The sequence below is a fragment of the Nitrosomonas sp. GH22 genome, from assembly GCF_009833115.1.
GTDB lineage: Bacteria > Pseudomonadota > Gammaproteobacteria > Burkholderiales > Nitrosomonadaceae > Nitrosomonas > Nitrosomonas eutropha.
Genome location: NZ_QRCA01000032.1, coordinates 1 through 24,977, shown reverse-complemented (window position 1 = coordinate 24,977; position 24,977 = coordinate 1). Strand labels below are relative to the sequence as shown.

Sequence of the window (24,977 nt, the reverse complement as noted above, 5' to 3'; positions counted from 1 at the left end):
CAATAATCTTGCAGTGCAGAGATAATAGTGCTGGATTGTCACGTCAGCCTGCAGCCACCTTGCAAACACAGGGTGGAGTATGGTGGCACTTGTATTTGGAGAAGAGCACAAAAAACACCATCTTTGCGAGCACATTGGTGCGAAGCAATCCAGTGCCTTCATCCTCTTAACTACTGGATTGCTTCATGCCGAGGTATTCGCAACGTCACCAATGCTTTTCACCACCTTGCTAATGCTGAAAAAAACTGGAAATTTTGTTGGAAATGGCGTTGAATGAATTTTTGGACTTCCATATTCTGGAATTTTTACTATGCCCTGTATCCCTCGTCAGGAATCATTACTCGATCCTGTCAATAGCAACGAACTCACTGTTACCGATGTTGTGGTGCACACAAAACCGCAAACTAAACAGCAAGCCGCTTTCCAGCGCTTGATCCAGCAAATTGACGAGCAACGTACCCAGGTTGCAGAGTGGCACATTTACGGCGGGCGTTACAATCAGCGCATAGGTAGTGAATTGATGCCCCTGCTTGCACAGTTGCGTGAAAAACGTATCGCCATGTTGCATCTGTTTGATACGCAATTTCATCAGCGTGATGTAGTTCGCGGCAGACAGCAGCGTGCCAAGTTGCGCGACATCATGCTTGATCTGGCGCATGAATTATTGCTCGAACAGCGCGATGAAGACATTGTGGCACTGTACGATAGATACAGTGATCTCACTTATGATGAACAGACTGAGCTTGATAAGGCATTCTCGCAAAATATAGTTGAAAATCTGTTTGGTGTGCACCTGGATGATGACGATACGGATGGCAGCATGGAAGAAATGCTTGCAAAAGCCATGCGCAAACAGCAGGAGGAAGAAACCAGAAGTGAAGCTAAACAAAGCTCGCACCGGCGAAAATCAGCCAAACAGACAGCCGCCGAAGAGAAGCGTGCTGCGGCAAAAAAAGAGATCATCCAGTCAGTGCGTGAAGTCTATCGTAAACTGGCCAGCAGCCTGCATCCTGATCGCACAAGCGCCAATCTGACAGCAGATGAAAAAACCGTCCTGATGCAGCGCGTCAATCAAGCTTATGATAAAGGCGATTTGCTTGAACTATTGAATATTCAACTTGAAATTGAACAAATTGATACCGACTATCTTACCAACTTGCCGGTTGAACAGATTGACCATTATATCCAGGTGTTACGTGAACAACAGGCGAAGCTCAAGGCGGAACTGGCATCGTTATTGGCTCCTTATCGGGCGCTGGTACCGTTGACCCCAAAACTTAAGCCGGATCGTGTGGATAAAGCGGTAGATGCTGAAGTTGCACGTTTGGAGATGAATTTGCGGCAGGTTGATATTGATCTGGTTGCGTTTCAGGATGGCAAACAGCTTGCTGCTTTTATCAAGCATTATCAGGTGGATAACGAGCCCGACGAGTTTGATGAGTTGCAGATGCTGGATGATTTTCTGGACAGTTTTTCTAAACAGCCATCATCACCCTCTCGTCGCCGCAAGCGCTGAATATCAATCCAGGTAAACCTCAACGGCTAAGAAACCGTTGAAAGTCTCTGGAAATGTGAGGAGCTTAGGGCATGAGAAAAAGTTATCCGAGCGATATTGATCCTGAACGATTTGCAATTAGCAAGTCGTTGCCGGAGAGTGCGTGCAAGAAGACCTGTCCCAGACGTATAGTACGGCTGAGTTGATAGGCCGGGGGCTTTGCTGGCGCTGCGTCGTTGCAAACAGGAGCAGCAGTAGGTACAAAATTTGCTGTGCGACAGCGTCTATGTGGGTAAACCTTCCACCCAGGTGAGTGTGCGAAATCCCGGGAGTATTTGTGACAATACAAATCGCCAAACGTAGCTATTTAGTCCTGCTAGGATTCACATCTTATGAACACATCATTAAATGCTGGCAAAATGAACCAGAGCAATTTATCATTAGGGCACCTCGAAAAACCTATAAATTCCGAAAAGATTTGTATGTAACACATTGATTTTACGAGCAATATATTTTCAAAAACAGGGGTTTTCAAGGTAACCATTAATCCATACCACCACACAAAGTGGGACTAAACATCAGTCTCTGCTCTGATTATAAATTTACCAATGACGAAATTTTACTTGCTTACGCCCGCCAGCGTTCAGCAATAATTCATTATGAAAGCCCTATTTTTTCTTCGTCACTACAACGATATAGATCATATTACTCCAGTTGTTTCAAAATGGTCTGAATCAGGTCATCATGGAGATGTGGTTCTGCTGGGACATGAAAAATTCCTGAATGATTACCGCATTAAATATTTAGGTAGCCTCGACCATGTTCGCATAGCGCATATCCGGGAACTACTCTCCCCGTTGGAGTTTTTGCAATGGCGTCTACAGACATTCTTGCTGATCAGAGGCGTAAGACGTATCTTCCTGATTGGTAAACTCGCAGAAGTGCTGGCCAGGAAATATGATGCCCGAAAGCGCGATCCGATCTGGCAAAGTACGGCTAAACAGCTATTGAAACGCACTTTTACTGATACCGATGAAGGTGTGATTGTGTTTGATTGGGTCACTAGCGTCTCGCCCATCCCCATCGAGTGGATCGAAACCATTGTTACAATGGCGAAAACAAAGGGGCTCGGTGCGGTATCGCTACCACATGGCGACAGCCCTCATGCCAACCAGCTGATACGCTATCATGAACGAGCTATACAACCGAATACCCTGTATGCGGATGCAAAAATATTTGACAAACTCGTGGTTCCGAATGAGTTATGTGCGATCCGTTTCCGACCATTTCTGAACAATCAGGCAATCGCCGTGCTGGGTTCACCGCGCTATTGTGACGAATGGCTGAATAAACTGGCCAAGCTGTCACCTCCCCACCAGCTAAGTACCAACTCAGATACCCGGCTTAGAATCGTCATGTTCTTGAGAAAGCGTGAATTCACCACATTCTGGGAAGAGGTTAATATCATTGTGAATATGATTGCTGCATTCCCCGGGGTAGAACTGGTAATCAAACCGCACACACGCGGCGGCTGGAGACAACCACTGACTGGTAGCACCTCCCTGCGCCACCTTCCAAACGTCAGCATAGCGAAAGACAGTGTTCATTCCATTTCCTTGATGAATTGGGCAAATGTCATTATCGACCTGGCCACTTCAGTGGTATTTGAAGCGGTCAAAGCCAAAAAACCCGTACTGGCTGCTGATTATTTGCATGCCGGCCGATCTGCGCTCGCGCATTTCATGCCCGAAACGGAACTGAAATGCCGCGATGATGTATACAAACTGATTGATAGATTCTTAACCACTGGCTGTGACAATTTTTATATCGAGGCACATCGCCAGCGCTTCATTAATGAAATGCTGCACGTTGGGGGCGCCGATGTTTTGCCGCGTTACGTCGCTCTGCTGGAAGAGCAGGCCAGGCGGATGAAAACAGAAGAAGCTGGCGAAACAGATAAACAAAAGGAATCCCACTCAGTATGGGGTCAGATTAAAGCGTTATGTGGATTTCATTGAACAAAGCTCTGGCACCACAAGCCAGAGCAATTTCTTCTCCTGAAGTCCATTTTGGTGGCCCAAACCAGCCTGTTGGCCAGCTGCGCAATTTGCTGGAAGCCCGAATTGCTGCCGTCCCTGCTGGGGGAACCATTGATTGGGTGACGTATTATTTCCGTGATATCTGTCTGGCGAAAGCACTCATTCGGGCGCATCAACGTGGTGTCCGTGTCACACTAAGCCTGGAAGGCAGGCCGCGTATTCCCTATGCTAACGACGAAGTAATTACCCTGCTCTCAGGGCCAGATGGAATAGGCAATGCACTACGCGTTATTACCATCCCCGGGTTGCCATCGCCTGCGACAAAACCATGGAAACCCCAGCTGCATGAGAAACTATACTGTTTTTCACACCCTGAACCGGTTGCCTTTATCGGTTCATTCAATCCGTCCGGAAACGGTTCGGAAGACGATCCCAATATCATTCTAGAAATCGGTGATCAGGATCGTGGTTATAACGTTTTAGTTGGATTTAGGGATCCAACACTGGTCGAGAAACTGACCGAGCATGCACGACAGCTACACCAGTCACCACCAGGGCTTTTCTATCGTTTTACCAAGAGCATAAGCAGTAGTATCCACAGCGCAGACACCGATATCTATTTCTGGCCCCGGGTCGATACTCATCCTATCGTGCGATTCCTGCATAATGTTAACAGCGGCCGTGTTCGGGTTGCGGCTTCGCATATAAGGATGGGTCGCGCAGTTGATATTATGACCAAGCTGGCAAGGCAGGGCGTTGACCTGGAAATATTGGCAGAATCGACGCTCAGGCGCGTCACTCCACAGGTGGAGCAGCAATTAACCAGCGCCGGAGTCCGTTTTAAACGCATCCGGCATTCCGACTCCCTGCCCATGCACCTCAAATTTGTACTGGTTGAGGATGGCAATTGTGCCTGGTCAATCTTCGGGAGCTTTAATTGGACCAAGCCATCGTTCTGGTTGAATCATGAGATTGCTGCCATTTCCAGCAATCCTGCTATTTTTGAGTCCTTTGCACGCTGCTGGGACAGGTTAAAAAGTGAATATATCAGGCCAACATCAGATCCAGCAGGCTATTAAAAAAATCCAATCCTAATAAGTTGTATCTGCCCAGCCTTTCTTCCAATAATTCAAACGTAGTGATATCCCCCTCTTTGTCATACTTCACATCATAGTTTCTTGTAAAATTTCTCTGGAGAAACCGTGTGTTATTGATTCTCCCATCAACAAGAATGAATGTGTACCGGGAAGAAAAGTTGATTCCATTAGCAGCAGGTCACCAGATATCACTGTTCGTTCGTCGCAATTGAAGCTCAAGCCATTAATACTTCCTTGTACATCTTTGGGGGATGGCCCATCAAGGTAAATAAATTCAGCGATAACGTCAGGCAGATTCCTATAATAATGACAGAGCTGGCCATTAAATGTACCTATTTCAACATTGCTATGCTGGAAATGCACACGTGAAAGCAAATGCGCTGGAAACCGGTCTTCTACATTTTGAATCCATTCACTGGAAGCATCCACCACAAATAACTGAAACATAAATCTGTTCCGTATATCAGGTTTCTTACGCCGATTTTCCCATTCTTTCTGATTTTTCTCCAAAGCATCCGCCATGATCACAGTTGAATACCCAAGCCCAAATTCAAGGACTGTAAAGGGCCTTCTATGCCTGATTAACTTGTGCAAGCGAACTAAATCATCAGTTTTTGGCGGGAATGGGATTTTTTATTTCCCAGAGACAGCATCAAACGCGCTATCTTTGTAGTCGATGTTTTCTTGAAAATTTATAACCTTATCCAGTCCATTTGATCGGATATGGTCTTTGTGCATCTCGTATTGTTCCCGCCCACTCATTTCCTGACCTTTCTGTGGTAAAGCATATTGTTAATATTGAACATTCGTTTTTCAAGTAGCCACAAACTGCTTCCGAATATTTTGGGCGAATACAATGTGAGATAGATACCCTTGACACGAGTGGTATCACTGCCAGCTATAGATAACTCTGAAGTACTCCTGAATTCTTACAAGCGTCAGCAATACTGTAATATTTTCAAGAATCTGCTAACCGAAACAGACACCAGAATCACCTCGGGCCTTACTTTGTTTCAAATGAATAAGCGTAAGAGCCAAAATCACAAATGAACAAGCAAAACCCGAGGTAATTACAAAACAATTACTTTATTTGTGCATCGCACGTTTAAACATGCGATCAATTTTTGTCTCAGTATCAATCGAGCGTGCATTGGCTTCGTTAGCCTTATCCATTGCCTGATTCGCAATATTTACTGCATCGTTAGCAGTTGCCCTGGCAGCCGCTGCATCTGACTGTACTGCAGACACATTGGATTCCAGTGCATCCACACGGGATCTGAGTGCATCAACATCACCTGTCGTCGCACAAGCGGACAAACCTGCACAAGCACCTACCAATACCAGCATTGATACCATTCTTTTCTTATCCATACCACTCGTCTCCTTAATAAAAAAACAAACACACATTACTACACATTTTTACTCACTGCTCCGGGAGAAACAACGAGCAACCCAGTTCGGTTTGTATTACATTACAAAAATAAATCAAATGTAATACGGGCCGAAACTCCAACCAGTTTTGCAGTTACAATATGCGGCGACATTTTGCTTGCACTTGACCAGCTACCCATTCAGGTCAGGTTTCACATTTCCTGCACTGCATCCTCTAAACCTGAAAAATACAGCACATAGAGGTGCTGCTCTATGTCTTCAATAATGCCTTACTAAGCTCAGCACTGGGCCGCGCCGCGATACGTTCGAACCACGGGTTTATATTCGGCAGGTTGCGATCAAACGGCTGGTTGACCGACTGACCAAAGTCCAGCCACACATACAGCCAGATATCAGCCGCAGTAAAGCGTTCACCACATAGATATGGACCTGTTCCGAACATACCATCCAACCAGTTCAAACGATCCTGCGCCACGCGCTTCATTCCATCAGCTGCTTCAGGCACGACTGGAATGCGCGATTCAAACCGAGCCAATCCTTCAGCATAATGGTAGGCATTGTGTATGAATTCAGTGATATTAAGCTCTACTCGCCGCCACCATTGACGGGTTTGTGCACGCTGCTCGGGTGAGTTTCCGACCAAACTGGGTGAGGGGTAGCGCTCTTCAAGGTATTCTGCAATAGCAACAGCCTCCGTAAGCATACTGCCGTCATCCAAACGCAAAGCCGGGGTCTGGCCCGTCGGATTAATAGCCAGATACGTTGACTGACGATTTTCTCCTGTCATGACATCAATTGTTACTGCCGGTAACTGTAATCGCTTTTCCAACAAAAACATTCGCAGACAGCGTGGCGCAGGGCTATGAGCATCATAGATCAGCATAGATCAACTCCGTTATTGAAGTCACTGCAATTTCAAGGGTAAAAGTGTGCATCCTGTTCATTATTACTCACGTGAGAATGTCTTATCAGTAAATATTTAATCTCATCAAGTCAAAATTTTTCATTTTCCCCTGGCCGGTATCGGCGGCTTGCAGTCCCTCAACTCTTACTATCAAGTATATACAATTATGCAACTAGAATACGTGGCATGGAAGAGCAGCTAAGAACATAATAAATTAACTGCCACTTAACCTAATGACGACATCTAAAGCATTCTTATCTTCCCCCGCGCTGAAGGACGTTTTTAACAGCATCAGTATTTGTCACCAGTGAAGAATAACGGCAACCGCGATGGTAAACTGATGCAATAGTAAGTATGTAGCTTGCAGATATTTACTGTAATGCCTTCAGATCAACCATCTGTTACAAAGAAACCACACTACTGTCTATATGGATGAAAGCGCCAGCTTGTTAGCACTTTTTACCAGCAGTTTTCTTGCCGCAACGTTATTACCCGGAGGATCCGAGGCTGTGCTTGTCGGGGTATTGATCGCCTACCCGGATCTGTTCTGGCCAGCGCTGAATGTTGCCACGCTGGGAAATACATTAGGAGGACTGAGTTCTTACGTGATTGGTCGTTTTCTGCCCGATGAGCAGGCTTTGTCAAAAAAGCTTGGCCGCCATGTTCATGGGCTGGAATGGACACGTCGCCGTGGAGCACCCATACTATTCCTGTCCTGGTTGCCACTCATCGGCGACATATTATGTGTGGCTGCCGGATGGCTGCGGATCAACTGGGCCTCCGCAGCATTTTTTATTGCTATCGGAAAATTTGCACGCTACTGGGTAATCGCTGCAGCAATCAGTTAGAAATTCACAAGCAATCGAATTTACTTTTCCAGCAGTTTTTTCAGTTCACCATTCTGAAACATCTCAGCCATGATATCCGATCCACCAACAAACTCCCCGTTGACATACAGCTGAGGGATGGTGGGCCAGCTGGAATAATCCTTGATACCCTGTCGTATTTCCGGATCAGCCAATACATTTACAGCGAAAAAATCCTCAACGCCACAAGCACTCAATATTTGTACAGCATTAGCGGAAAAACCGCATTGTGGCTGCTGTGGAGTACCTTTCATATATAAAACCACCGGGTGCGTTGATACCTGTTGCTCAATAGAATCAGCGATATCCATATTTAATTTCCTCTTTAAATTTATAAAGCAGCTACTTGTTTCCTGAACAGCAAACACTTCAACTGGAACAAATTTATACAAAACCTTGGTTAATACTACTCATCCTGTTTGAATCTTTATATCCAGAATAATTTCCAGATGGTGATATAAACTTCTATGCCGGAACCAATCCATACTGTCCCCCCGTTACCCTATCTATCCCAGCAAGATCTGATCTGGTGAATATATGGGAAAAACCGGTTTTATCCAGCAATCTGCGGCAGACATCAGCCTGGTCGTATCCATGTTCAAGCATTAACCATCCGGAATGTTCCAGATAATCCGGAGCCTGATCAACTATTCTACGAATACAATCCAGGCCGTTATTCTGGGCCACCAGTGCGATAGTGGGTTCAAAACGCAGGCCATCGGCTTCAAGATGCGGATCTCCCTCAACTACATAAGGCGGATTAGCCACAATCACATCAAACTTTTCACTGATAAAACCCGAAAACCAGTCTGCTTCAATAAATACCACATTTTCTACGGAACATCTTTTAGCATTTCTGCGCGCCACTGCCAGTGCCAGAGGAGAAAGATCAACTGCTGTCACATAAACATCAGGACGATGTCTGGCGATTGTAATGGCAATAGCACCGCTTCCAGTTCCCAAATCAAGAATGTTACAGCACCGATCTGACGGAATTTTAGACAATGCCATTTCCACCAGTAGTTCCGTTTCGGGGCGAGGAATCAAAACATCTGGCGTCACGTCAAAAACCAGATCGTAAAACCCTCTTTCACCCGTCAGATATGCAACAGGTTCCCCCGCCATGCGCCTCGCAAGCAATTGCTGGAAATGTACAATCTGCTCCATACCGAGTAACAATTCTGCATGTGTAATCAGAAAAGCCGCATCCACGTTCAGTACACTTTGCAATAGCCAACGCGCATCAACCCGATCTACAACACTTGCTGCATTCTGCAAGAGTTCACTAATTGTAGCGGGCGTGTTTATACCTTGCTGCTGTTCCGAGGAAAGCATATTTCCTATCATCTTTCGATCATGGCAGCCAGCTGTGCGGCCTGATGTTCGGCTGCCAAAGCAGAGCATAATTCATCTAACTCACCGTCCATAATCTGCTCTATTTTATAGAGTGTCAGGTTAATTCTGTGATCAGTAATTCTCCCTTGTGGAAAATTATAGGTCCGGATCCGCTCTGAACGTTCACCGCTGCCAACCAGCGATTTCCTGGCAGCTGCCTGTTCAGCCTGTTGCGCACGCACCTGCTTGTCGAGAATACGGGAAATCAACACACTCATTGCCTGTGCCTTATTCTTATGCTGGGAACGCCCTTCCTGACACTCAGCCACAATTCCTGTCGGCAAATGGGTAATCCGTACAGCCGAATCCGTTTTATTAATATGCTGCCCGCCCGCCCCGGAAGCGCGGAATGTATCGATTCTTAAATCAGCCGGATTCAGAGTTACGCCAGAAATTTCATCTGCTTCCGGGAGCACAGCAACAGTACAGGTTGAAGTATGCACACGCCCCTGTGTTTCAGTCGCCGGAACACGCTGCACCCGATGCGCACCCGATTCAAATTTAAGTCTAGAATAGGCACCGTGGCCAATAATCCGGGCAATAATCTCCTTGTATCCGCCCACTTCAGAAGAATTCTGGGAAACAATTTCTACTTGCCATCCCTCACGCTCCGCATAGCGGCTATACATGCGAAACAAGTCACCTGCAAACAGAGCAGATTCATCCCCTCCCGTACCGGCCCGTATTTCCAGGAAAATGTTGCGCTCATCATTCGGATCCCTGGGCAACAGCTGCTTGAGTATCTCGGTTTCAATATCCGCCAGCTTCTGCTTATCTGCATCAATCTCGGCTTCAGCAAAATCCCGGAATTGCGGATCCACACTCATTTCCATAGCGGTAGCCAAATCTTGCTCAACCTGCTGGTAAGTATGATAAAACCTGGTTACCGGCTCAATTTCAGATCGTTCACGAGAAAGTTTCCGATAATTATCCAGATCAGCCGTGATCTTTTCATTGCTCAACAGCTTGTCCAATTCCTCCAGTCGTATACTCAGCCGGGTAAGCTGATCCACAATTCCCTTATTCATCGTGGATAACGCAACTGATACAACCGATTGACAAGCTCAACAAGTTGCTCACGCTCATCATTGGATACCTGGTTGAGAGCGGAAGAAGGAGAATGGAGAAATTTATTGGTCAATCCACTACTAAGTGATTCCAGCACTTTTACAGGATCTTCCCCCTTCGCCAGTAATTTATGGGCGCGGCTCAGCTCATGCTGACGAAATTGCTCGGCCTGGTCGCGCAGTGCGCGAATAGTTGGAACAGACCGCCGTGTGGCGACCCAATGCATAAAGTCCATAACATTTGAATCAATAATTGTTTCTGCCTGAGTTACTGCCCCCTGACGACTATCCAGTCCTTCCCTGACAATATCAGCCAAATCATCCACATAATATAGAAATACATCATCCAGCTCAGCTACTTCCGGCTCAACATCTCGTGGCACAGCCAGATCAACAATGAAAATCGGGCGATGCTTGCGCAACTTGATGGCTCGTTCCAGCATTCCTTTGCCAAGTATCGGCAGCGGGCTTGCCGTTGAGGTGACAACAATGTCATGCAATGCCAGTTGATCCGGCAATTCACCCAAAGAGATGGGGTGCGCATTAAAACGTCGCGACAGCGCTTCCGCTCGCTCTACAGTACGATTTGCAACCGTTACATGCACGGGGCGTTTGGCAACGAAATGAGCAGCGCACAACTCAATCATTTCGCCGGCACCGATAAACAGCACTTTTTGTTCACTAATATTGCCAAAAATTCTTTCGGCAAGACGTGCAGCAGCAGCAGCCATTGAAACTGAACAGGCACCTATTTCTGTAGAGGTACGCACTTCCTTCGCTACAAAAAATGTATGCTGAAACATTTTATGTAATAACAATCCCAGCGTTCCCGCTTGTTCAGCTGATTTCACTGCGTTCTTCATCTGCCCCAGTATCTGTGCCTCACCCAACACCATGGAATCCAGTCCGCTGGCAACGCGAAATGCATGCTTTACAGCCTGCTCCCGCAACAATTTGTAAAGGTAGGGCTCAAGATCTCCAGAATGGAGATGATGAAAATCAGCTAGCCACCCGACAGCTTTATCGGGTGTATCAGTATTGCAGTATATTTCAGTACGATTGCACGTTGAGATTATAGCCGCTTCTTTAACCAGCTGGTGACCCACCAGATCATGAAGCGCATGTTGCATCGACTCTTCCGTAAAAGCCACATGTTCGCGTATATCTAAAGGTGCAGTATGATGGTTAACACCAAAGGCAAAAAGTTGCATGAAAAATATCCTGATGACGCCAATTCAAAATTGGCTAATTATAACGGAAGTTATACCGCCCCAATCAATGGAAGTTCCATGGCGATACGCCGCACAATATGTATCTCGGCTGTTTTGCCTGCAGGAATCCTTGACACCCGGGCAGGGACATTTCTACCATAGCGGTTTCTTCAGGGAGTCATTGTGTCAATCGAGTCAATCAGAAACGTTATCGCCAAAGATATGGGCGAGGTGGATAACGTTATCCAGCAAAAGCTTCATTCTCAAGTTGTTCTTGTTCGACAGGTCAGCGAATACATCATCCATAGCGGCGGAAAAAGGTTACGGCCAGCATTAGTCATCCTTGCCGCAGGGTTATACGATTACAAGGGTACGCATCACTATAATCTCGCTGCTGTTGTCGAATTTATCCATACCGCAACACTATTACACGATGACGTAGTGGATGAATCCCAACTGCGCCGCAATCAGGCCACAGCCAATGCTTTATTTGGCAACGCTGCCAGTGTGTTGGTGGGTGATTTTCTGTACTCGCGTGCTTTCCAGATGATGGTGGAAGTCGATAACATGCGAGTTATGGAGGTGCTGGCCGACGCAACCAACACCATTGCCGAGGGTGAGGTACTGCAATTACTTAACTGCCGTGACCCAGACGTTGAAGAGGAAAATTACCTGCAGGTTATCCGTTTCAAAACCGCCAAGCTTTTTGAAGCTGCTGGCCGGCTGGGAGCGATACTGGGCGGAGCCACTCCGGCTGAAGAAGAAGCACTGGCTGCTTATGGCATGCATCTGGGCACAGCATTCCAGCTGGTGGATGATTTGCTGGATTATTCGGGTAATGATCATGACACTGGTAAAAATCTGGGTGACGATCTGGCAGAAGGAAAGCCGACTCTGCCACTGATCTTCGCCATGCGGGCTGGCACGACCGACCAAGCAAATACGGTCCGTCATGCTATTGAATCTGGTGGAAAAGACGGGTTTGGACCAGTACTCGAAATCATCCAGAAAACTGGTGCGCTGGATTACGCAAAGCAATGCGCGCAGAAAGAAGCCAACATGGCCACTTCCGTAATCTCTACGCTCCGTGATTCTATCTATAAACAATGTTTGCTAGAATTGGCGGAGTTCGCTGTTTCGAGAAATTACTAATTTTTACCAGAATTGCCAGCTTCAGCAATTATCACTGGAAATCCTAAATATTTCCTTGCTAGTGCTGTTTTCGATAAACTATTTCATTCGGGGTGTAGCTCAGCCTGGTAGAGTACTGCGTTCGGGACGCAGGAGCCGGAGGTTCAAATCCTCTCACCCCGACCAAATAAGCTTGCAACTCGACCCGAAAATCACAGTTTACTACCAGACGCAATGTTGACATGATCCACAGTATCGTTATCAGGTTCCTGAGTAAATCAAATATGCCTTGCAAGTCGTGAAAGCAGCAAAAATGTCGTCAACGCCACAGCACGCCAAATCTTTCATACGTGATTTGCACAATATAAGGTTTGGCGCTTGCGTTTAAATGATTCCTTCCAAAACAAGTCTCTGCCAAAACAAGTCTCTGCCAAAACAATCTGAAATCGCGATACAATTTTTTGAAGATCTGATAATTGTTAAAGGCATTGACATTGACTATTAAGGTTTTAGTAGAAGAATCTCCCACCTGATTATCTTCTGCAAAACAAACAGATAAGGGGTTAAAACTCAAAAAGTAAACGCGGATTTTTGTCCGGCATATTTAGGAATTCCACGATATCCGCTGAAGAATTGTCACCATCCCTAAATTAATTAGGTGACGATTAACTATTTAATTGAGGATATTGGAAATGGAAATCACTTGTTATCGCGATCCTGAAATCAAACGGGAAAAAAGGACGTTACCAGCAACCACCTATAACCTGGCTATCCAGTTATTTGCTCGCTGCGGAGCAAAAAATCTATTCATACCTATCCGAAGTATGCAATATTTAGCTATTATTGATCGTGAGGAATTTGTATTTATTGATGGCCAGCGCAAATGCTGGGTAGATATTGCTTGGCAAAATTTCCATTCACATGAACGTGAATCACTTGATCAACCCATTGAATATGAAGCAGTTTATTATCAGGAAGATCAAACAGCGGTTATGCGCCGCCTGCAAAGAGAATTTCCACTTGCTTTGTATGCAATGATGGCAAAACAAACCCCTCACAACCCGGCAAAAATAATCAAGTTCCGACCCAAAGTTTCTACAGATAACGCTTAGTGATAAAAGCAGGGAATATTTACAGTGAGAAAGTATTCCTAAAATATATATTCATGCCGTCAAGCATATAAAACTACAACTTGTCAGTTGCGTATTTTACTATGTGCCGCAGCGGTTGCTGCATCATCCCTGGCATGTGCTTGAACAAAAGGCAGATGACATAAAAACATTAGGCGCGCGACTAATGTATGATTATTAAATAATGGTTTTTTAATAGAAACTTCGGAACATGGCTACTACCGCGTCGACACTGATCATACCTGTTGAGAACCAGGTTCGTGAACTGGATGCAAAACTCCTGTTATCTTGCGTGGCTGCCGAACGCGGATTCCCGGTTGTTATCGGTTCTCGTGCCTACATTCATTTTGAAGTTGCTTCGCTACCACGCGGCATATATCTTGCAAAAAGTATGCGCAGGTTGAGTAATTCCATATTCCGGATCCTTCGCATGCTTGGCCACGAAATTGTTGCTTGGGAAGAGGAAGCACTGGTTCATCCTCCGGCAGATACCTATTTCTCGCTACGGTTATCTCCCGTTACGATGAAAAATGTTTCTCATTTCTTTGCCTGGGGTCAGGAGAATTCTGATCTCATCAAACAATATCCGCAACTTCCGGAAAATTTACCCATTCACATAACCGGGAATCCGCGAGGCGACATCTTGCGACCAGAAATACGCGCCTATTTTTCAGCAAAGGTAGAGCACTTACGTGAAACTTATGGCAACTTTATCCTGATCAATACCAATTTTTCCAGTGTTAATCCTTTTATCCCCAGTATCGGAATGTTCATTTCGGGTAAAAATGGAGAAAAAACATCCCGGCGCGGACAGGGTGGGATCGGCTTAAGTGACGAATTTGCCGAAGGGTTGTGGCACCACAAGAAAGCCATACTGGAGAGTTTCAAGCAGCTTATCCCAGCATTGGAGCGCGCTTTTCCTGATGTAACTATTGTTGTCCGCCCTCACCCAAGTGAAAATTTACAGGTTTATCACAATATTGCTGCCCAATGTCGCCGGGTAAAGGTTGCAAATAAAGGTAATGTCATCCCCTGGCTTCTGGCTTCGAAAACAATGATACACAATGGCTGTACAACCGGACTAGAAGCTTATGCCCTAGGTGTACCTGCCATTTCTTATCTGGCTGCTTTCAATGAATAATACTACGACTATGATTTCCAGGGATTGCCTACCAAACTTAGTTATCCGTCGTTTAACTTCGACGAACTTGAAGAGACCTTATCCCGGATTTTGCGTGGTGAATTGGGTGTTGCAGATGGAGAAGAACGCAAGAAACTTATTGATTATTATTTGACAGCACAACAAGATCGCCTGGCATGCGAGCGTATCGTGGATGTACTGGAGGACAGTGGCTATGCTCGATCTCAGCCAGCAGCAAGCTCTATTGCAAAATACATGGTGGGTTGGGCGCTTGCCAATCTGAAAACAACATTAACCCAGTTATATATGCGCCGCCCGGGACCAAACCGGCTTTCTTATCACAACCATCGTTTCCCTGAAATTTCAGTCGCCCAAATCGAACAAAAAATTGCACAATTTGGCCATTTACTGAATCGTTTCCAAACGATAAAGGTTATACAACACTCACGGTATCTATTCAAAATCAATACTTGATAGATACAAAGAGATAAAAAACAGTGTATCCCTGGAATATTTCTAGCAGACATCACGAGTAAAAGGGCTCGGTTTCAGAAAAACTCCAATGCCTTCCTCCCGCAGAACATACCCAATAACCCGATCAAGATTCATCACTAAGATCCGTATCCCATCCGCTATTCCTTGCAATAGCTATTCTCTGTTCATATAAAACAGAATGTCGCTGCTGCAATTCTGGCGGCAAGAGGCTGGGAAGATGTGAGTAAGGCTCCCATGCGGCGTAAACTTCTTCATAAAGAACCTGCATCCGAGACATATTCCATCCCGTACAGGTTTCACTCTCGGGCAATATACCAAAAACCCACGCATCAATTACGATACGCCCCAAGGGAGTCAGTCCTCCAGCTGCATCCTGATCCACTCCCGAGTAACCTTTCTCTCTCATAAACTATCCTCAGTCAGATTAACGAGTCAATCCCGCATACAACGGCAGTCTCTCCGGCAACCGCATAACATGATCCACCACCATATAGTTGCGCATCCCAAATATTCTGGATACATATTGATCAGCATGCGAATCAAGGCTCATGCAAAAGGTTAATATCCCAGAATGCCCTGCTTCCTCTACTGCCTTTTTGGTATCGAACCGCAGATATTGCGGGTCACGCACATCGACGTCCGCCAGTTCACCATCAGTAATAACGAGCAGTAACTTCTTGGCAGAGTGCTGCATTTTTAAGAAATAGCTCGCGTGGTGTATAGCCGCTCCCATACGGGTAGATAGCTGGCCGGTCATGCCGGCAATCCGCATCTTGGGAATTTGATCGTATGGCTGATCAAAATCCTTGAAACGGTAATACTGAACATCATGTCGGCCATCCAAACAAAAACCATGGATTGCGAAAGGATCCCCCGCCCGGTTAATGGCACCTGCCAATAGCACGGTTGCCTGTCTAGTCAAATCCAGTACGGAATATTCATGACCATTCACCTTGTTGTTAGTGGATTCCGACAAATCTAGCAATACTAATACTGATATATCACGCACTTTACCACGGCACGCATCATGACGCACGGATCTGGATGCTGTCCCATACGTATATCGGTGAACAAAGAAATCGCTGCATTAATATCGATTTCATCCCCATCCTCCAGCTTGCAAATACGTTGTACACCTTGAGGCTGCATCGCATCAAGCAAGAATTTCATGCGATGAATTTCCTTTTTATACCGAGTAGCAATGTCGTCAATAACCTGAATATCTCCTGGCTTTGGACGTTTTTCCTGAATCGTTGACCATTCAAGTCGTTCTAACCGAATCTTGTAATCCCACTCTATCGTCACGATAAGAAGCTGTCAGCACATCCGTTCTGATTGAACGGTATCTTCTTGGCCATGATTTCATGAGCAAACTACACCAATATACTGGTATATCTGGTTATCATCCTGAATCACCTCGGGTTTTGAGGATGCTCTAACCTTTGAGAGAATAGAGCCATGAATAAACAAAATCAGCTTTCCCTGGAAGTAAAAGAACGAGCAGTCCGGTTGGTGCAGGAGCATCGTCAGGAATATTCCTCACTGTAGGCAGCGGTTGAATCGATTCCACCCAGGATTGGCTGTGTGCCATCTACATTGCTGGATTGGGTCAAGCGTAGTGATGTAGCGTGACGGTGTAACATCCGGTGAACGTGAACGTATCAAAGCCATGGAGAGCGTGAGATCAAGGAGCTGCGCCGTGCCAACGAGATTCTAAAGACAGCCAATGCTTTTTTCGCCCAGGCGGCGCCGCTCGACCACGAACTGAAGAAAAAAACGCCTACATTGATCAGCATCGGGACCTGTGTGGGATCGAGCTGAGTGATGCCATGCGAATCCGGTTTGATCCGGAATAGATAATCTTTTCCATACTTGCTCCAGTAATGCGGCTGTGCGGCGCGACGATACCTTGGCTGCATCCTAATGAGATCTTTCGCACACGCTGCTATTGGTGAAACGAGTTCTAATCAGCTAAGCCAGCGCTGCACAAAAGCGTCGATGACTTCGCGCACTGACTCGGACTTGACCACCAAGCCCAAGTCGATCATCTCGGAAGCTACCGATTGCCCCGTATTGTGCGCCGGCACCGGGCCAGGGATGATCTGGTTGGTTTCTTCGTGGAAAAACACTGCAGCGACGACGCCTGCAAACCAAATCGAGCGTGCGCCGTCTCCGCGCGGGCGCAACGGATCGTCGCGCACCACAAATACCGGACTGCCGCTCGATCCCGGGTACACTGCGGCATCGATCAAAAATTGTTTCTGGCCCTCAAAATTGAGTTCCAGCGGCGTAGCAGTGGTACCTCTGCGCAAAATAGGCATCAGGTTGACCACATCCCACATGCCGCTAGGATAGCCGACGAATAGCACTTCCTCAAGTGCGTCGAAGCCACGTGTGGCGGCGGCATCGGGAATGCTGGCGCTGTCGATGGCGTGGTAGTACAGCTCTATGCCCAGCTCCCGCGCAGCGCGCTCTAATGGGCGCAACGGTACGATGGCCAGGTCGACCTCGGGGTGGAAAAACCAGGCCGCTGTAAAGTCGTCGATGTTGAGTTGAAAACGCTCGCCGAACGCAGGTTTGCCGTCACGCGCCTGCGTGAACACCAGCCCACCCCGGCGCACTCCCTCGACAAGATGCCGGTTGGTAACGATGAACGGCGTCGTGCCATTGGCATGACTGTGGGTGATAATGAACGCGGTTCCCGAGCCAGCGCTGCCGTCTTCGAGTTCGGAGTCCACGCGCACTGTGCAAAACAGCAGACGCTTGGCGATTGAGTCGATTTCCATAATATATATACACTATATAGGTGGTTCGGTAGCGCCGCGCCAACTCATGGATGGGCGGCGGCGCGCTGGTTCAGTTGCTCTATCGCCGCTACTGCGGCATGCTGCGCAGCCTCGGCCTCAGCCTCAGATCCCATCATGGTCAGTCGGCCGAAGCTGCCGAAGGGTTTGACATCCACCAGTGTGACATGCGCAGCTTTTTCAGCTTCATTTGCGGCATAAATGATGTATCCGGCTGGCTCTACTTCGAGGATGAACATGCTCTTTCCCGGTAACAGCATCGAACCCTTGCGCAGCTGACGATTGATCAGCGTAGCGTGATCAGGAGTGATGGCGCGGATGATCTCGTTCCAGGCGATTTTGCAGCGCAGCCGCGATTCCATCGTAACGCCAAGTTGCTGCAGGACCGCATCTCCGGCGGCAAGTACTTCGCTTTGATTACGGTAATGGAGTTCCATCGATCCGAACGCGCGCTCCACCACCTGCTCGCCCATGCGCACATTGGTTTTTTTCAGCGCGATATCTGAAAGGTGATGGACCGCCATGCCGGGAGCAACTTCGATCCACATGCAAGCGTCGCCCGACACCGGCAGAAAGCCTTGCGACGAGGTAGCAAGATAAGATGCGAGCTGCGGTTGCAGTGCGTCGAGAAATACGAAGGTACGCAAGCTGATTTTCATTGCATAGCGCCCTTAACGTGTAAGGCTCATGTAGAGCATCGGCAATTTCTCCGGCAGGCGCTCGACCTCGTCAATGACGGTGAAGTTCTTAGCTCCAAAAATACGCGACACATATTGGTCAGCATGCGGATCGAGGGATAACGCATACACCGTAATGCCCTTGCGCGCGAGTTCTTCGACCGCATGTTTAGTATCATAGCGCAGATATTGCGGGTCGTGCACGTCGTTATCGGCCGGTTCGCCGTCGGTGATGACAAAAATCACCCGCTTGGATTTGGGTTGCTGCGCCAGATAATATCCGGCGTGACGCAGCGCTGCGCCCATGCGTGTAGAAAAATGGCCCTTCATGCCGGCTAAGCGAGCCTTGGCGATGTCACCATACGGCTGGTCGAAATCTTTGAAACGATGATAATGCACGTCGTGCCGTCCATCAGAGCAAAAGCCATGGACCGCAAATGGGTCGCCGATGCGATCGAGCGCGTCGGCGAATAACACTGTGGCTGCGCGGGTGAGGTCCATTATCGTGTAGTCGTGTCCGCGCACCTTGTCGTTGGACGATTCGGACATATCCAGCAGTACCATCACTGCAAGCTCGCGCAGCGTGCGCTTGTACCGCATCATGATACGCGGGTCCGGTGGTTGGCCCATGCGGATGTCGATCATCGCACGCACCGCGGCGTTGATATCGAGATCGTCGCCATCCTCGACGTGCCTGATGCGCTGCATGCCTTGTGGCACCATCGATTCGATCAGGAATTTCAGCCGTGAGATCACTGGCTTATTTTCGATGATGATGTTCTCGATAATTGCGAGTTCGCCCACGGGTGGATGGTGTTCGAGCACGGTGACCCAGTTCGGGCGTTTGAGCTGAATTTTATAGTCCCACTCGGGATAATGGAAAGGCTCGGAAATCGGCGGTCGACCTTCGAGTTCGTTGATGCTGACGCCGTCATCGAACAGATATTCGGTCGGCAGTTCCCAGACTTCCTGCGCGTCATCACCGGCAAACTCGTTATCCACCTCGTTGACCATTTCCATCAGGTTGACTTTTTTGCGTACCTGCTGCCGCGTCTGCCAAGTAGCTTCCAATGCCTGTGCCTCATCGTACTCTTCAAGCTGCCATACCGCTCGGTTGTCGTCTCGGTAGATCGCGCTCAAGCGGTGGTCGGTACGGTTGTTGAACTCGGGCAGCGGCAACTCGAACAGCTTGTGCGACAAGTCTATGCCGAGGTTCCAGCTTGTCTGATTGGTCGAAAGATCGGCCTGCGCGCGAAACGCCACCACGGCCTTACGCACCCACGGATGAGGATCGTGGCTCTGCTCTTCAAGCAGGGCGCGGCCCAGGCGGTCGAGCAGTTCGCCGATGCTCTGCGGCTCACGAGAGTAATCGAACACCGGATGCAGCATCAGCCAAGCTTCGCGCATGTTCGGAAACTGCCGGATTGACAGCTCCTCGACCCGCGCATCTTCGAATACCTCAATCACCGCCATTTGCGCTGGATGCAACATCTGCATGGACAGCGGCTGTTGAGTGAACACCAGATGCGCAGCACAATGGTTAACTGCGGCGCGGTAGATCTCTAGTGCCGGCACGCATTGCTCGGGCGGCGTATCGGGGCCCAGTGGCTTGTAATCGTCGTAGGCATCGGCAATATGAATGACATAATGCTCAATGTAGGGCTTCAACTCTTCACGGCTTTCGTAATCGCCGGAAGTAGGGCGCAGGAAAAAATCACGTCCCCACATTGCGCGCTGATAGATGTTCAAACGACGCTGAATGTCGACGAACAGCGTGCCCTTGCGCTCCTGCTGCAGCACAGCCAGCGCGTCGGCGCTTTGCAGAGAAAAGTACGCGACCTGACCGTCTAAATCGCTGCGATACGCCTGTGCGCCCCACTGCACCCAGCGCCGCAAGCCGCCCAGAGTGAGCTGGGTAAGCAGACGGTCCAAGTTTTCCAGCATCGGTCGCAGGCCGCGAGGCGCCTGGACCAGCATGATCTCGAGCACCTTCAGATAACTGACGAATAGGCCGGCATCGCTCAAGCGCTGTGCCGCTAACGGCGCAGTGCCGACGATCAACGCAAGCACATGGCCCGAGGTCTTGGATGCCATGCCAAGGAGGAAGTTGACTAGGTCAGGCAGTACTTCCTCACCTACTCCGCGCGCCAACTCGGGCATGGATTGGATGAAACCAACCACAAGGTCCTCCCCGCGGCCGAGGTGATGCAACGCGACCGCTCCTTTGAGGTAGTTATCTAAGCCACGCGGCGTGAGTGCGCGCGCCGCCTCGTTCCAAGACGCGCGCAACAGTTCCTGCGCACTGCCGGGCAGCTCGTCGAGCAAACTCTGGAATTCTTCAAGATGAATAGCCATAATGCGAGACCCATATCGCCCATCAGAAGTAGGTGGTTACAGCCGCATCAAGCGCATCGCGCATGTCAGGGTCGTCGGTGATCGGTCGCACCAGGGCGACGCGGCACGCCGCCAGCGGCGCCACGCCCTGCGCGATCAAACGGCCGGCATAGATCAGCATGCGGGTAGAAATGCCTTCGTCGAGCCCGTGTCCTTTCAGGTTGCGCGCACGCTCAGCAATATGCACCAGGTTTTTCGCCACGTCCATACTCACGCCGCTTTCATGTGCGATGATCTCGGCCTCAACTTCATGTTCCGGATAGTTAAAATCTAAGGCGCCGAAACGCTGCTTGGTTGATTGTTTGAGATCTTTCATCAGGGACTGGTAACCCGGGTTGTACGAGATAACGACTTGGAAATCGGGGTGCGCCTCGATGATCTCACCTTTTTTCTCCAATGGCAGAATGCGCCGCGTATCGGTCAGTGGATGAATCACAACCGTGGTATCTTGCCGTGCCTCGACCACCTCGTCTAGATAGCAGATCGCACCATAACGCGCCGCCAGCGCCAGCGGTCCGTCCTGCCAGCGCGTACCGCTGGTGTCGAGCAAGAAGCGGCCGACCAAGTCGGAGGCAGTCATGTCTTCGTTGCATGCCACAGTGATCAACGGTTTGCCGAGCTTCCACGCCATGTATTCGACAAAACGGGTCTTGCCGCAGCCGGTGGGTCCTTTGAGCATCATGGGCATACGCACCGAGTACGCTGCCTCGTACAGCGCAACTTCATCGCCGGTGGCGCGATAGTACGGTTCGCGGGTCACACGATAGCTGTCGAGTGAACTCGATGTCGGCGCAACGACGGCCGTTGCCGGCAACGACATCGCTTGCGCCTCCTGGGTTGAAGTCGTGGAACGGTAGGATGCATTCCACCGGGGCATATAGGTTCGCGTCAGGTTTTCGTTACTCATAATGATATCCAGAATTCTTCGGTTCGACCGGGTTTAGTCCGGCCACACGCGATCGGGAAAAAGCGCCTGAGCGCTCGAAACCGGCTCAGCAGTTTGGCGAACCGGCTTGGCTTGTATATTTGTTTGCTTGGTGTCTTCAGCTGCCACACGCGGCGCAACAGCCTTGGTAGGCGTGGTAGACTTTGCCTGGCGCACACTGCTGGTAAGCTTGTCTTTTATGTTGGTCATGATGTAACAATCTCCTGAATGATGGCTTCAATTTCTGCGGCGGCAGCCTGCCCGCGCGCACCCATTTGAAACACAGATACGCCTTCGAGCGCAGCCGTTTTGTAGATGCTACGCCGACGTACCGAGGTTTGCAGCACTGGCAGTCCGAACTCAGCCAGAGCTTCTTGCATCGCCGCCGATAGCGCGCTGCGCGCTTCAATTTGATTGAGTAGCAGAAAGGCTCGCAGATTTGAACAGCGTTTGCGCACCTCGTCGATCTCCTGCGGCAAGCGCAAGCTGGCCCACAGGTCCACAGGCGAAGGCAGGATCGGAATCAGCGCGATATCACAAGTCAGGAGCGCAAACATAGCGGCGCGGGTGTCGACCGATGGCGGGCAGTCAAGCACGATATAGTCGAAGGCGCGGAATTCCTTGCGCAAATCAGGCAGGACAACGCCTAGCCGAAGCTGCTTGACCGTAGCAGGAAAGGCCTTAGTGCCGGCCGTCGCCCATTGCGTGGCCGAGGACTGCGGGTCAAGATCGACCACTACTACTGATGCCCGCCGCGCCAGCCCAGCGGCGAGGTTCATCGCCACCGTAGTCTTACCGACACCACCCTTTTGGTTGGTGATCGCGATGACACGCATGTCAACCACGATCACTTCCCCTGTTCAGCCAGCGCTGAGATGCGTGCGGCAAAAGTTTCATCCTGCGACGCGAAGACCTTGTCGTCGGTTGGTTCGAGCGTGACGTTAACGTAGGTGGTACCGAAACTGATATTCTGTGGATGTCGCTTGAACTCATCGCACAGAACCGACAAGGCATCGAGAAATGCGCGCGTCTGGGCATAACGCTCGAAGGAAAAGCGCCTATACAACGTCGGCGGCTTGTCGCGCCGCTCCCAGCCTTGCAATTCGTCACTCATGTCGAAGTTCATCCGGATTTAGTATGCGTAATGTGTTCTAGATGCTCCTGCTCCTGCGCTAACAACGATTGGAACAGTGCTATCGAATCCTGATCACGCAAGCGCTGTGCATGCATTAGCGCATTGACATAGAGTTGGACGGCCTGCACTTCCATTTGTTGATCGTGAGCGAATAGTTCCTGTGCATTGTGGCCCAAGCGCACAACGGGTAACTGTCCACCACAAGGAGCCACGCCAAGTAGGATCTGACGCTCAATCAAAAGTTCAGCGTGTTCCAGCTCTTCCATGGCTTCGGCGCGCAGGTGTGCTGCAAGTTCCACATCTCCCCAAAGACGCGCGAGCACGCTTTGTGCGAGGTATTGCTGGACTGCTCCCATCTCGTGGTTGAGAGCGCGTGCCAGCCACCCTAAGGTTCTCGGATCGACAGCCATGGCAGGAAACGATTCGTCGATCAACTAAGCGTGGAAGTGATCTCGGCATCGCGGCCGCCGCCACCGCCACCGCTGACGTCTGGCTTGGTCGGCAGTATGCCTTCAACTTCACTGTGCACGCGAGCAATAATGTGCGCAGCCACCAAGCCGTCACCCACACGTTCGCAAGCATCAGCGCCTGCACGAACTGCGGCGTTGACCGCGCCGGTTTCGCCACGCACCAGCACAGTGACGTAGCCGCCGCCGACGAACTGCCGGCCAATCAGACGCACCTCCGCTGCCTTGGTCATCGCATCGGCCGCTTCGATCGCGGGAACCAAACCGCGGGTTTCAATCATTCCCAGGGCAATGCCGTTTACGTTAGCCATGTTACTGTCCTCGTAGTTGTTTCAAAAAAGGTAGGGGGTTCTTAGGCACTCGGAGTCCTGGGCAATATGCCCTCAACTTCACTGTGCACGCGAGCAATAATGTGCGCAGCCACTAAGCCGTCACCCACACGCTCGCAAGCATCAGCGCCTGCACGAACTGCGGCGTTGACCGCGCCGGTTTCGCCACGCACCATCACGGTAACGTAGCCGCCGCCGACGAACTGACGCGAGATCAGACGTACTTCAGCAGCCTTGGTCATCGCATCGGCCGCTTCAATCGCGGGAACCAGACCGCGGGTTTCAATCATTCCCAGGGCAATGCCCATTATTTCTGCCATTTTCTTACTCCTTTAGTCAAAAAATTGGTTAAACTGCCACTTCTCTGCACTCAAGCGCCCGCCATGCGTGCGCCTTTTGCTCTATACGCGTAATATATACACGTCTGTTCACGCTTCGTCCCAGCCTTCGATGATGCCGCAGATCGTGAGATCAGTCGTCGTCCTCTGGTCTGGCATCGCATACCTAGCGGCGCTGCCCAGCGTAGTAAACACCCATTTTCCCGGTGGGGCGCCGACCGCGTCGGACGCCACCATGATTTCACCCTTCTGCCCTTTTAGTACGCGCAGCGATGTCGAACCGAGTCCCGGAACACGCCGAGTGCAAACCAGTTCACCGACGACGCGCCAGATCTCCATCAGATCGCCTCCGGATTCCAGTGGTCGATGATGCCAACGATCGTTAGATCGGAGGGAAAATCCTTGGCACCAGCCGCATCTCTAGCTGCTGAAGAACCGACACAGATTACCCAGTCTCCCGGGATGCAGCCCACCGCATCGACGGCTACACTGCGCGTTCCGCCGGGTTTGTCCTGCACGACCAGCAACGGGCGATGTCCAAAGCC

29 protein-coding genes, 1 tRNA gene and 4 pseudogenes are annotated in these 24,977 nt (G+C 49.4%); 13 read left to right on the top strand and 21 right to left on the bottom strand.

The features are described 5' to 3' along the window. Positions 1 to 79: 79 nt before the first annotated feature. The 6 genes and pseudogenes from ABF86_RS09865 to ABF86_RS09850 all read left to right on the top strand — a co-directional run bounded on the left by ABF86_RS09865 (position 80) and on the right by ABF86_RS09850 (position 4,613). Complete coding sequence (locus tag ABF86_RS09865) at positions 80 to 277, top strand: hypothetical protein (RefSeq protein WP_041353446.1); 198 nt, start codon at positions 80 to 82, stop codon at positions 275 to 277. Positions 278 to 310: 33 nt separating this feature from the next. After that, positions 311 to 1,516, top strand: coding sequence for a J domain-containing protein (locus ABF86_RS09860; protein ID WP_011633925.1), 1,206 nt, complete (start codon positions 311 to 313; stop codon positions 1,514 to 1,516). Between the two features lie 71 nt (positions 1,517 to 1,587). Continuing rightward, positions 1,588 to 1,686 (top strand): annotated as a pseudogene (locus ABF86_RS12895) (IS5/IS1182 family transposase); the annotation flags it as partial. Between the two features lie 13 nt (positions 1,687 to 1,699). Further along, positions 1,700 to 1,865: pseudogene (locus ABF86_RS12890) on the top strand (IS5/IS1182 family transposase); the annotation flags it as partial. Between the two features lie 289 nt (positions 1,866 to 2,154). Then, the gene (locus tag ABF86_RS09855) at positions 2,155 to 3,513 is read left to right on the top strand and encodes a hypothetical protein (RefSeq protein WP_011633924.1); all 1,359 of its coding nucleotides are present in this window, start codon (positions 2,155 to 2,157) and stop codon (positions 3,511 to 3,513) included. Beyond that, positions 3,498 to 4,613 carry a phospholipase D-like domain-containing protein gene (locus ABF86_RS09850; RefSeq protein WP_011633923.1) on the top strand — a complete coding sequence of 372 codons (1,116 nt, stop codon included), beginning with the start codon at positions 3,498 to 3,500 and terminating at the stop codon, positions 4,611 to 4,613. Before ABF86_RS09855 ends, ABF86_RS09850 begins: the two co-directional genes overlap by 16 nt. An 84-nt stretch (positions 4,614 to 4,697) precedes the next feature. Here ABF86_RS09850 and ABF86_RS09845 read toward each other — a convergent pair whose 3' ends face one another. The 3 genes from ABF86_RS09845 to ABF86_RS09835 form a co-directional block, all read right to left on the bottom strand. Then, on the bottom strand, positions 4,698 to 5,153 hold the full coding sequence (locus ABF86_RS09845; RefSeq protein ID WP_160803574.1) for a hypothetical protein: 456 nt from the start codon (positions 5,151 to 5,153) through the stop codon (positions 4,698 to 4,700). A gap of 564 nt (positions 5,154 to 5,717) precedes the next feature. Further along, positions 5,718 to 6,002, bottom strand: coding sequence for an Lpp/OprI family alanine-zipper lipoprotein (locus ABF86_RS09840; RefSeq protein ID WP_011633921.1), 285 nt, complete (start codon positions 6,000 to 6,002; stop codon positions 5,718 to 5,720). 271 nt (positions 6,003 to 6,273) lie between these two features. Then, on the bottom strand, positions 6,274 to 6,906 hold the full coding sequence (locus tag ABF86_RS09835) for a glutathione S-transferase family protein (RefSeq protein WP_011633920.1): 633 nt from the start codon (positions 6,904 to 6,906) through the stop codon (positions 6,274 to 6,276). Positions 6,907 to 7,355: 449 nt separating this feature from the next. Between ABF86_RS09835 and ABF86_RS09830 the strand changes: the two genes are divergently transcribed. After that, complete coding sequence (locus ABF86_RS09830) at positions 7,356 to 7,775, top strand: YqaA family protein (RefSeq protein WP_011633919.1); 420 nt, start codon at positions 7,356 to 7,358, stop codon at positions 7,773 to 7,775. A 20-nt stretch (positions 7,776 to 7,795) separates the two neighbouring features. On the opposite strand, the gene grxD is transcribed toward ABF86_RS09830, so the two are convergent. The 4 genes from grxD to hemA all read right to left on the bottom strand — a co-directional run bounded on the left by grxD (position 7,796) and on the right by hemA (position 11,466). Continuing rightward, positions 7,796 to 8,104 (bottom strand): Grx4 family monothiol glutaredoxin, encoded by a 309-nt coding sequence (gene grxD, locus ABF86_RS09825; RefSeq protein ID WP_011633918.1) that lies wholly within the window; start codon positions 8,102 to 8,104, stop codon positions 7,796 to 7,798. A 154-nt stretch (positions 8,105 to 8,258) separates the two neighbouring features. Next, positions 8,259 to 9,128, bottom strand: coding sequence for a peptide chain release factor N(5)-glutamine methyltransferase (gene prmC, locus ABF86_RS09820; protein ID WP_240142297.1), 870 nt, complete (start codon positions 9,126 to 9,128; stop codon positions 8,259 to 8,261). An 8-nt stretch (positions 9,129 to 9,136) separates the two neighbouring features. After that, positions 9,137 to 10,216 (bottom strand): peptide chain release factor 1, encoded by a 1,080-nt coding sequence (gene prfA / locus ABF86_RS09815; protein WP_074684838.1) that lies wholly within the window; start codon positions 10,214 to 10,216, stop codon positions 9,137 to 9,139. Beyond that, on the bottom strand, positions 10,213 to 11,466 hold the full coding sequence (hemA, locus tag ABF86_RS09810) for a glutamyl-tRNA reductase (RefSeq protein WP_011633915.1): 1,254 nt from the start codon (positions 11,464 to 11,466) through the stop codon (positions 10,213 to 10,215). Before hemA ends, prfA begins: the two co-directional genes overlap by 4 nt. Before the next feature lie 183 nt (positions 11,467 to 11,649). Between hemA and ispB the strand changes: the two genes are divergently transcribed. The 5 genes from ispB (at position 11,650) to ABF86_RS12885 (ending at position 15,342) form a co-directional block, all read left to right on the top strand. Next, complete coding sequence (gene ispB, locus ABF86_RS09805; protein WP_011633914.1) at positions 11,650 to 12,618, top strand: octaprenyl diphosphate synthase; 969 nt, start codon at positions 11,650 to 11,652, stop codon at positions 12,616 to 12,618. Between the two features lie 88 nt (positions 12,619 to 12,706). Then, positions 12,707 to 12,783, top strand: a tRNA-Pro gene (locus tag ABF86_RS09800). A gap of 506 nt (positions 12,784 to 13,289) precedes the next feature. Next, complete coding sequence (locus tag ABF86_RS09795) at positions 13,290 to 13,709, top strand: hypothetical protein (protein ID WP_011633912.1); 420 nt, start codon at positions 13,290 to 13,292, stop codon at positions 13,707 to 13,709. A gap of 229 nt (positions 13,710 to 13,938) precedes the next feature. After that, complete coding sequence (locus tag ABF86_RS09790) at positions 13,939 to 14,868, top strand: surface carbohydrate biosynthesis protein (protein WP_240142296.1); 930 nt, start codon at positions 13,939 to 13,941, stop codon at positions 14,866 to 14,868. Between the two features lie 24 nt (positions 14,869 to 14,892). Next, entirely contained in the window at positions 14,893 to 15,342 is a 450-nt protein-coding gene (locus ABF86_RS12885) for a hypothetical protein (RefSeq protein WP_240142295.1), read from the top strand. 124 nt (positions 15,343 to 15,466) lie between these two features. Here the strand turns inward: ABF86_RS12885 and ABF86_RS09785 are convergent, their stop codons facing one another. Together ABF86_RS09785 and ABF86_RS09780 are read right to left on the bottom strand one after the other, a co-directional pair. Beyond that, positions 15,467 to 15,769 carry a hypothetical protein gene (locus tag ABF86_RS09785; RefSeq protein ID WP_011633911.1) on the bottom strand — a complete coding sequence of 101 codons (303 nt, stop codon included), beginning with the start codon at positions 15,767 to 15,769 and terminating at the stop codon, positions 15,467 to 15,469. An 18-nt stretch (positions 15,770 to 15,787) separates the two neighbouring features. Continuing rightward, positions 15,788 to 16,659, bottom strand: a pseudogene (locus ABF86_RS09780) (nitric oxide reductase activation protein NorD); the annotation flags it as partial. A 162-nt stretch (positions 16,660 to 16,821) separates the two neighbouring features. On the opposite strand from ABF86_RS09780, the pseudogene ABF86_RS09775 reads away from it, so the two are divergent. After that, a pseudogene (locus ABF86_RS09775) lies at positions 16,822 to 17,180 on the top strand (transposase); the annotation flags it as partial. 150 nt (positions 17,181 to 17,330) lie between these two features. Here the strand turns inward: ABF86_RS09775 and ABF86_RS09770 are convergent. The 12 genes from ABF86_RS09770 to ABF86_RS09715 form a co-directional block, all read right to left on the bottom strand. Beyond that, positions 17,331 to 18,149: a serine protease gene (locus ABF86_RS09770; protein WP_074684840.1), complete on the bottom strand. Its 819-nt coding sequence runs from the start codon at positions 18,147 to 18,149 to the stop codon at positions 17,331 to 17,333. Between the two features lie 44 nt (positions 18,150 to 18,193). Next, a complete protein-coding gene (locus ABF86_RS09765; protein WP_074684841.1) occupies positions 18,194 to 18,826 on the bottom strand; it encodes a BMC domain-containing protein in 633 nt (210 codons plus the stop codon). 12 nt (positions 18,827 to 18,838) lie between these two features. After that, positions 18,839 to 21,199, bottom strand: coding sequence for a nitric oxide reductase activation protein NorD (locus ABF86_RS09760; protein ID WP_074684842.1), 2,361 nt, complete (start codon positions 21,197 to 21,199; stop codon positions 18,839 to 18,841). A gap of 22 nt (positions 21,200 to 21,221) precedes the next feature. Then, a complete protein-coding gene (locus ABF86_RS09755; protein ID WP_011633907.1) occupies positions 21,222 to 22,058 on the bottom strand; it encodes a CbbQ/NirQ/NorQ/GpvN family protein in 837 nt (278 codons plus the stop codon). A 120-nt stretch (positions 22,059 to 22,178) separates the two neighbouring features. Next, positions 22,179 to 22,373, bottom strand: coding sequence for a hypothetical protein (locus ABF86_RS09750; RefSeq protein ID WP_074455541.1), 195 nt, complete (start codon positions 22,371 to 22,373; stop codon positions 22,179 to 22,181). After that, positions 22,370 to 22,999, bottom strand: coding sequence for a ParA family partition ATPase (parA, locus tag ABF86_RS09745; protein WP_074455564.1), 630 nt, complete (start codon positions 22,997 to 22,999; stop codon positions 22,370 to 22,372). Before parA ends, ABF86_RS09750 begins: the two co-directional genes overlap by 4 nt. Positions 23,000 to 23,010: 11 nt before the next feature. Beyond that, positions 23,011 to 23,277, bottom strand: a complete 267-nt coding sequence (locus ABF86_RS09740; protein ID WP_074455566.1) for a 4a-hydroxytetrahydrobiopterin dehydratase — start codon at positions 23,275 to 23,277, stop codon at positions 23,011 to 23,013. An 8-nt stretch (positions 23,278 to 23,285) separates the two neighbouring features. Next, entirely contained in the window at positions 23,286 to 23,708 is a 423-nt protein-coding gene (locus ABF86_RS09735) for a ferritin-like domain-containing protein (RefSeq protein ID WP_074455565.1), read from the bottom strand. 20 nt (positions 23,709 to 23,728) lie between these two features. After that, positions 23,729 to 24,076 carry a BMC domain-containing protein gene (locus ABF86_RS09730; RefSeq protein WP_011633903.1) on the bottom strand — a complete coding sequence of 116 codons (348 nt, stop codon included), beginning with the start codon at positions 24,074 to 24,076 and terminating at the stop codon, positions 23,729 to 23,731. A gap of 41 nt (positions 24,077 to 24,117) precedes the next feature. Then, a complete protein-coding gene (locus ABF86_RS09725) occupies positions 24,118 to 24,414 on the bottom strand; it encodes a BMC domain-containing protein (RefSeq protein WP_011633902.1) in 297 nt (98 codons plus the stop codon). A gap of 108 nt (positions 24,415 to 24,522) precedes the next feature. Then, entirely contained in the window at positions 24,523 to 24,771 is a 249-nt protein-coding gene (locus ABF86_RS09720) for a carboxysome peptide B (protein WP_011633901.1), read from the bottom strand. Continuing rightward, the coding region (locus ABF86_RS09715; protein ID WP_160803572.1) for a EutN/CcmL family microcompartment protein at positions 24,771 to 24,977 on the bottom strand (207 nt) is incomplete at its 5' end. The genes ABF86_RS09715 and ABF86_RS09720, both read right to left, overlap by 1 nt.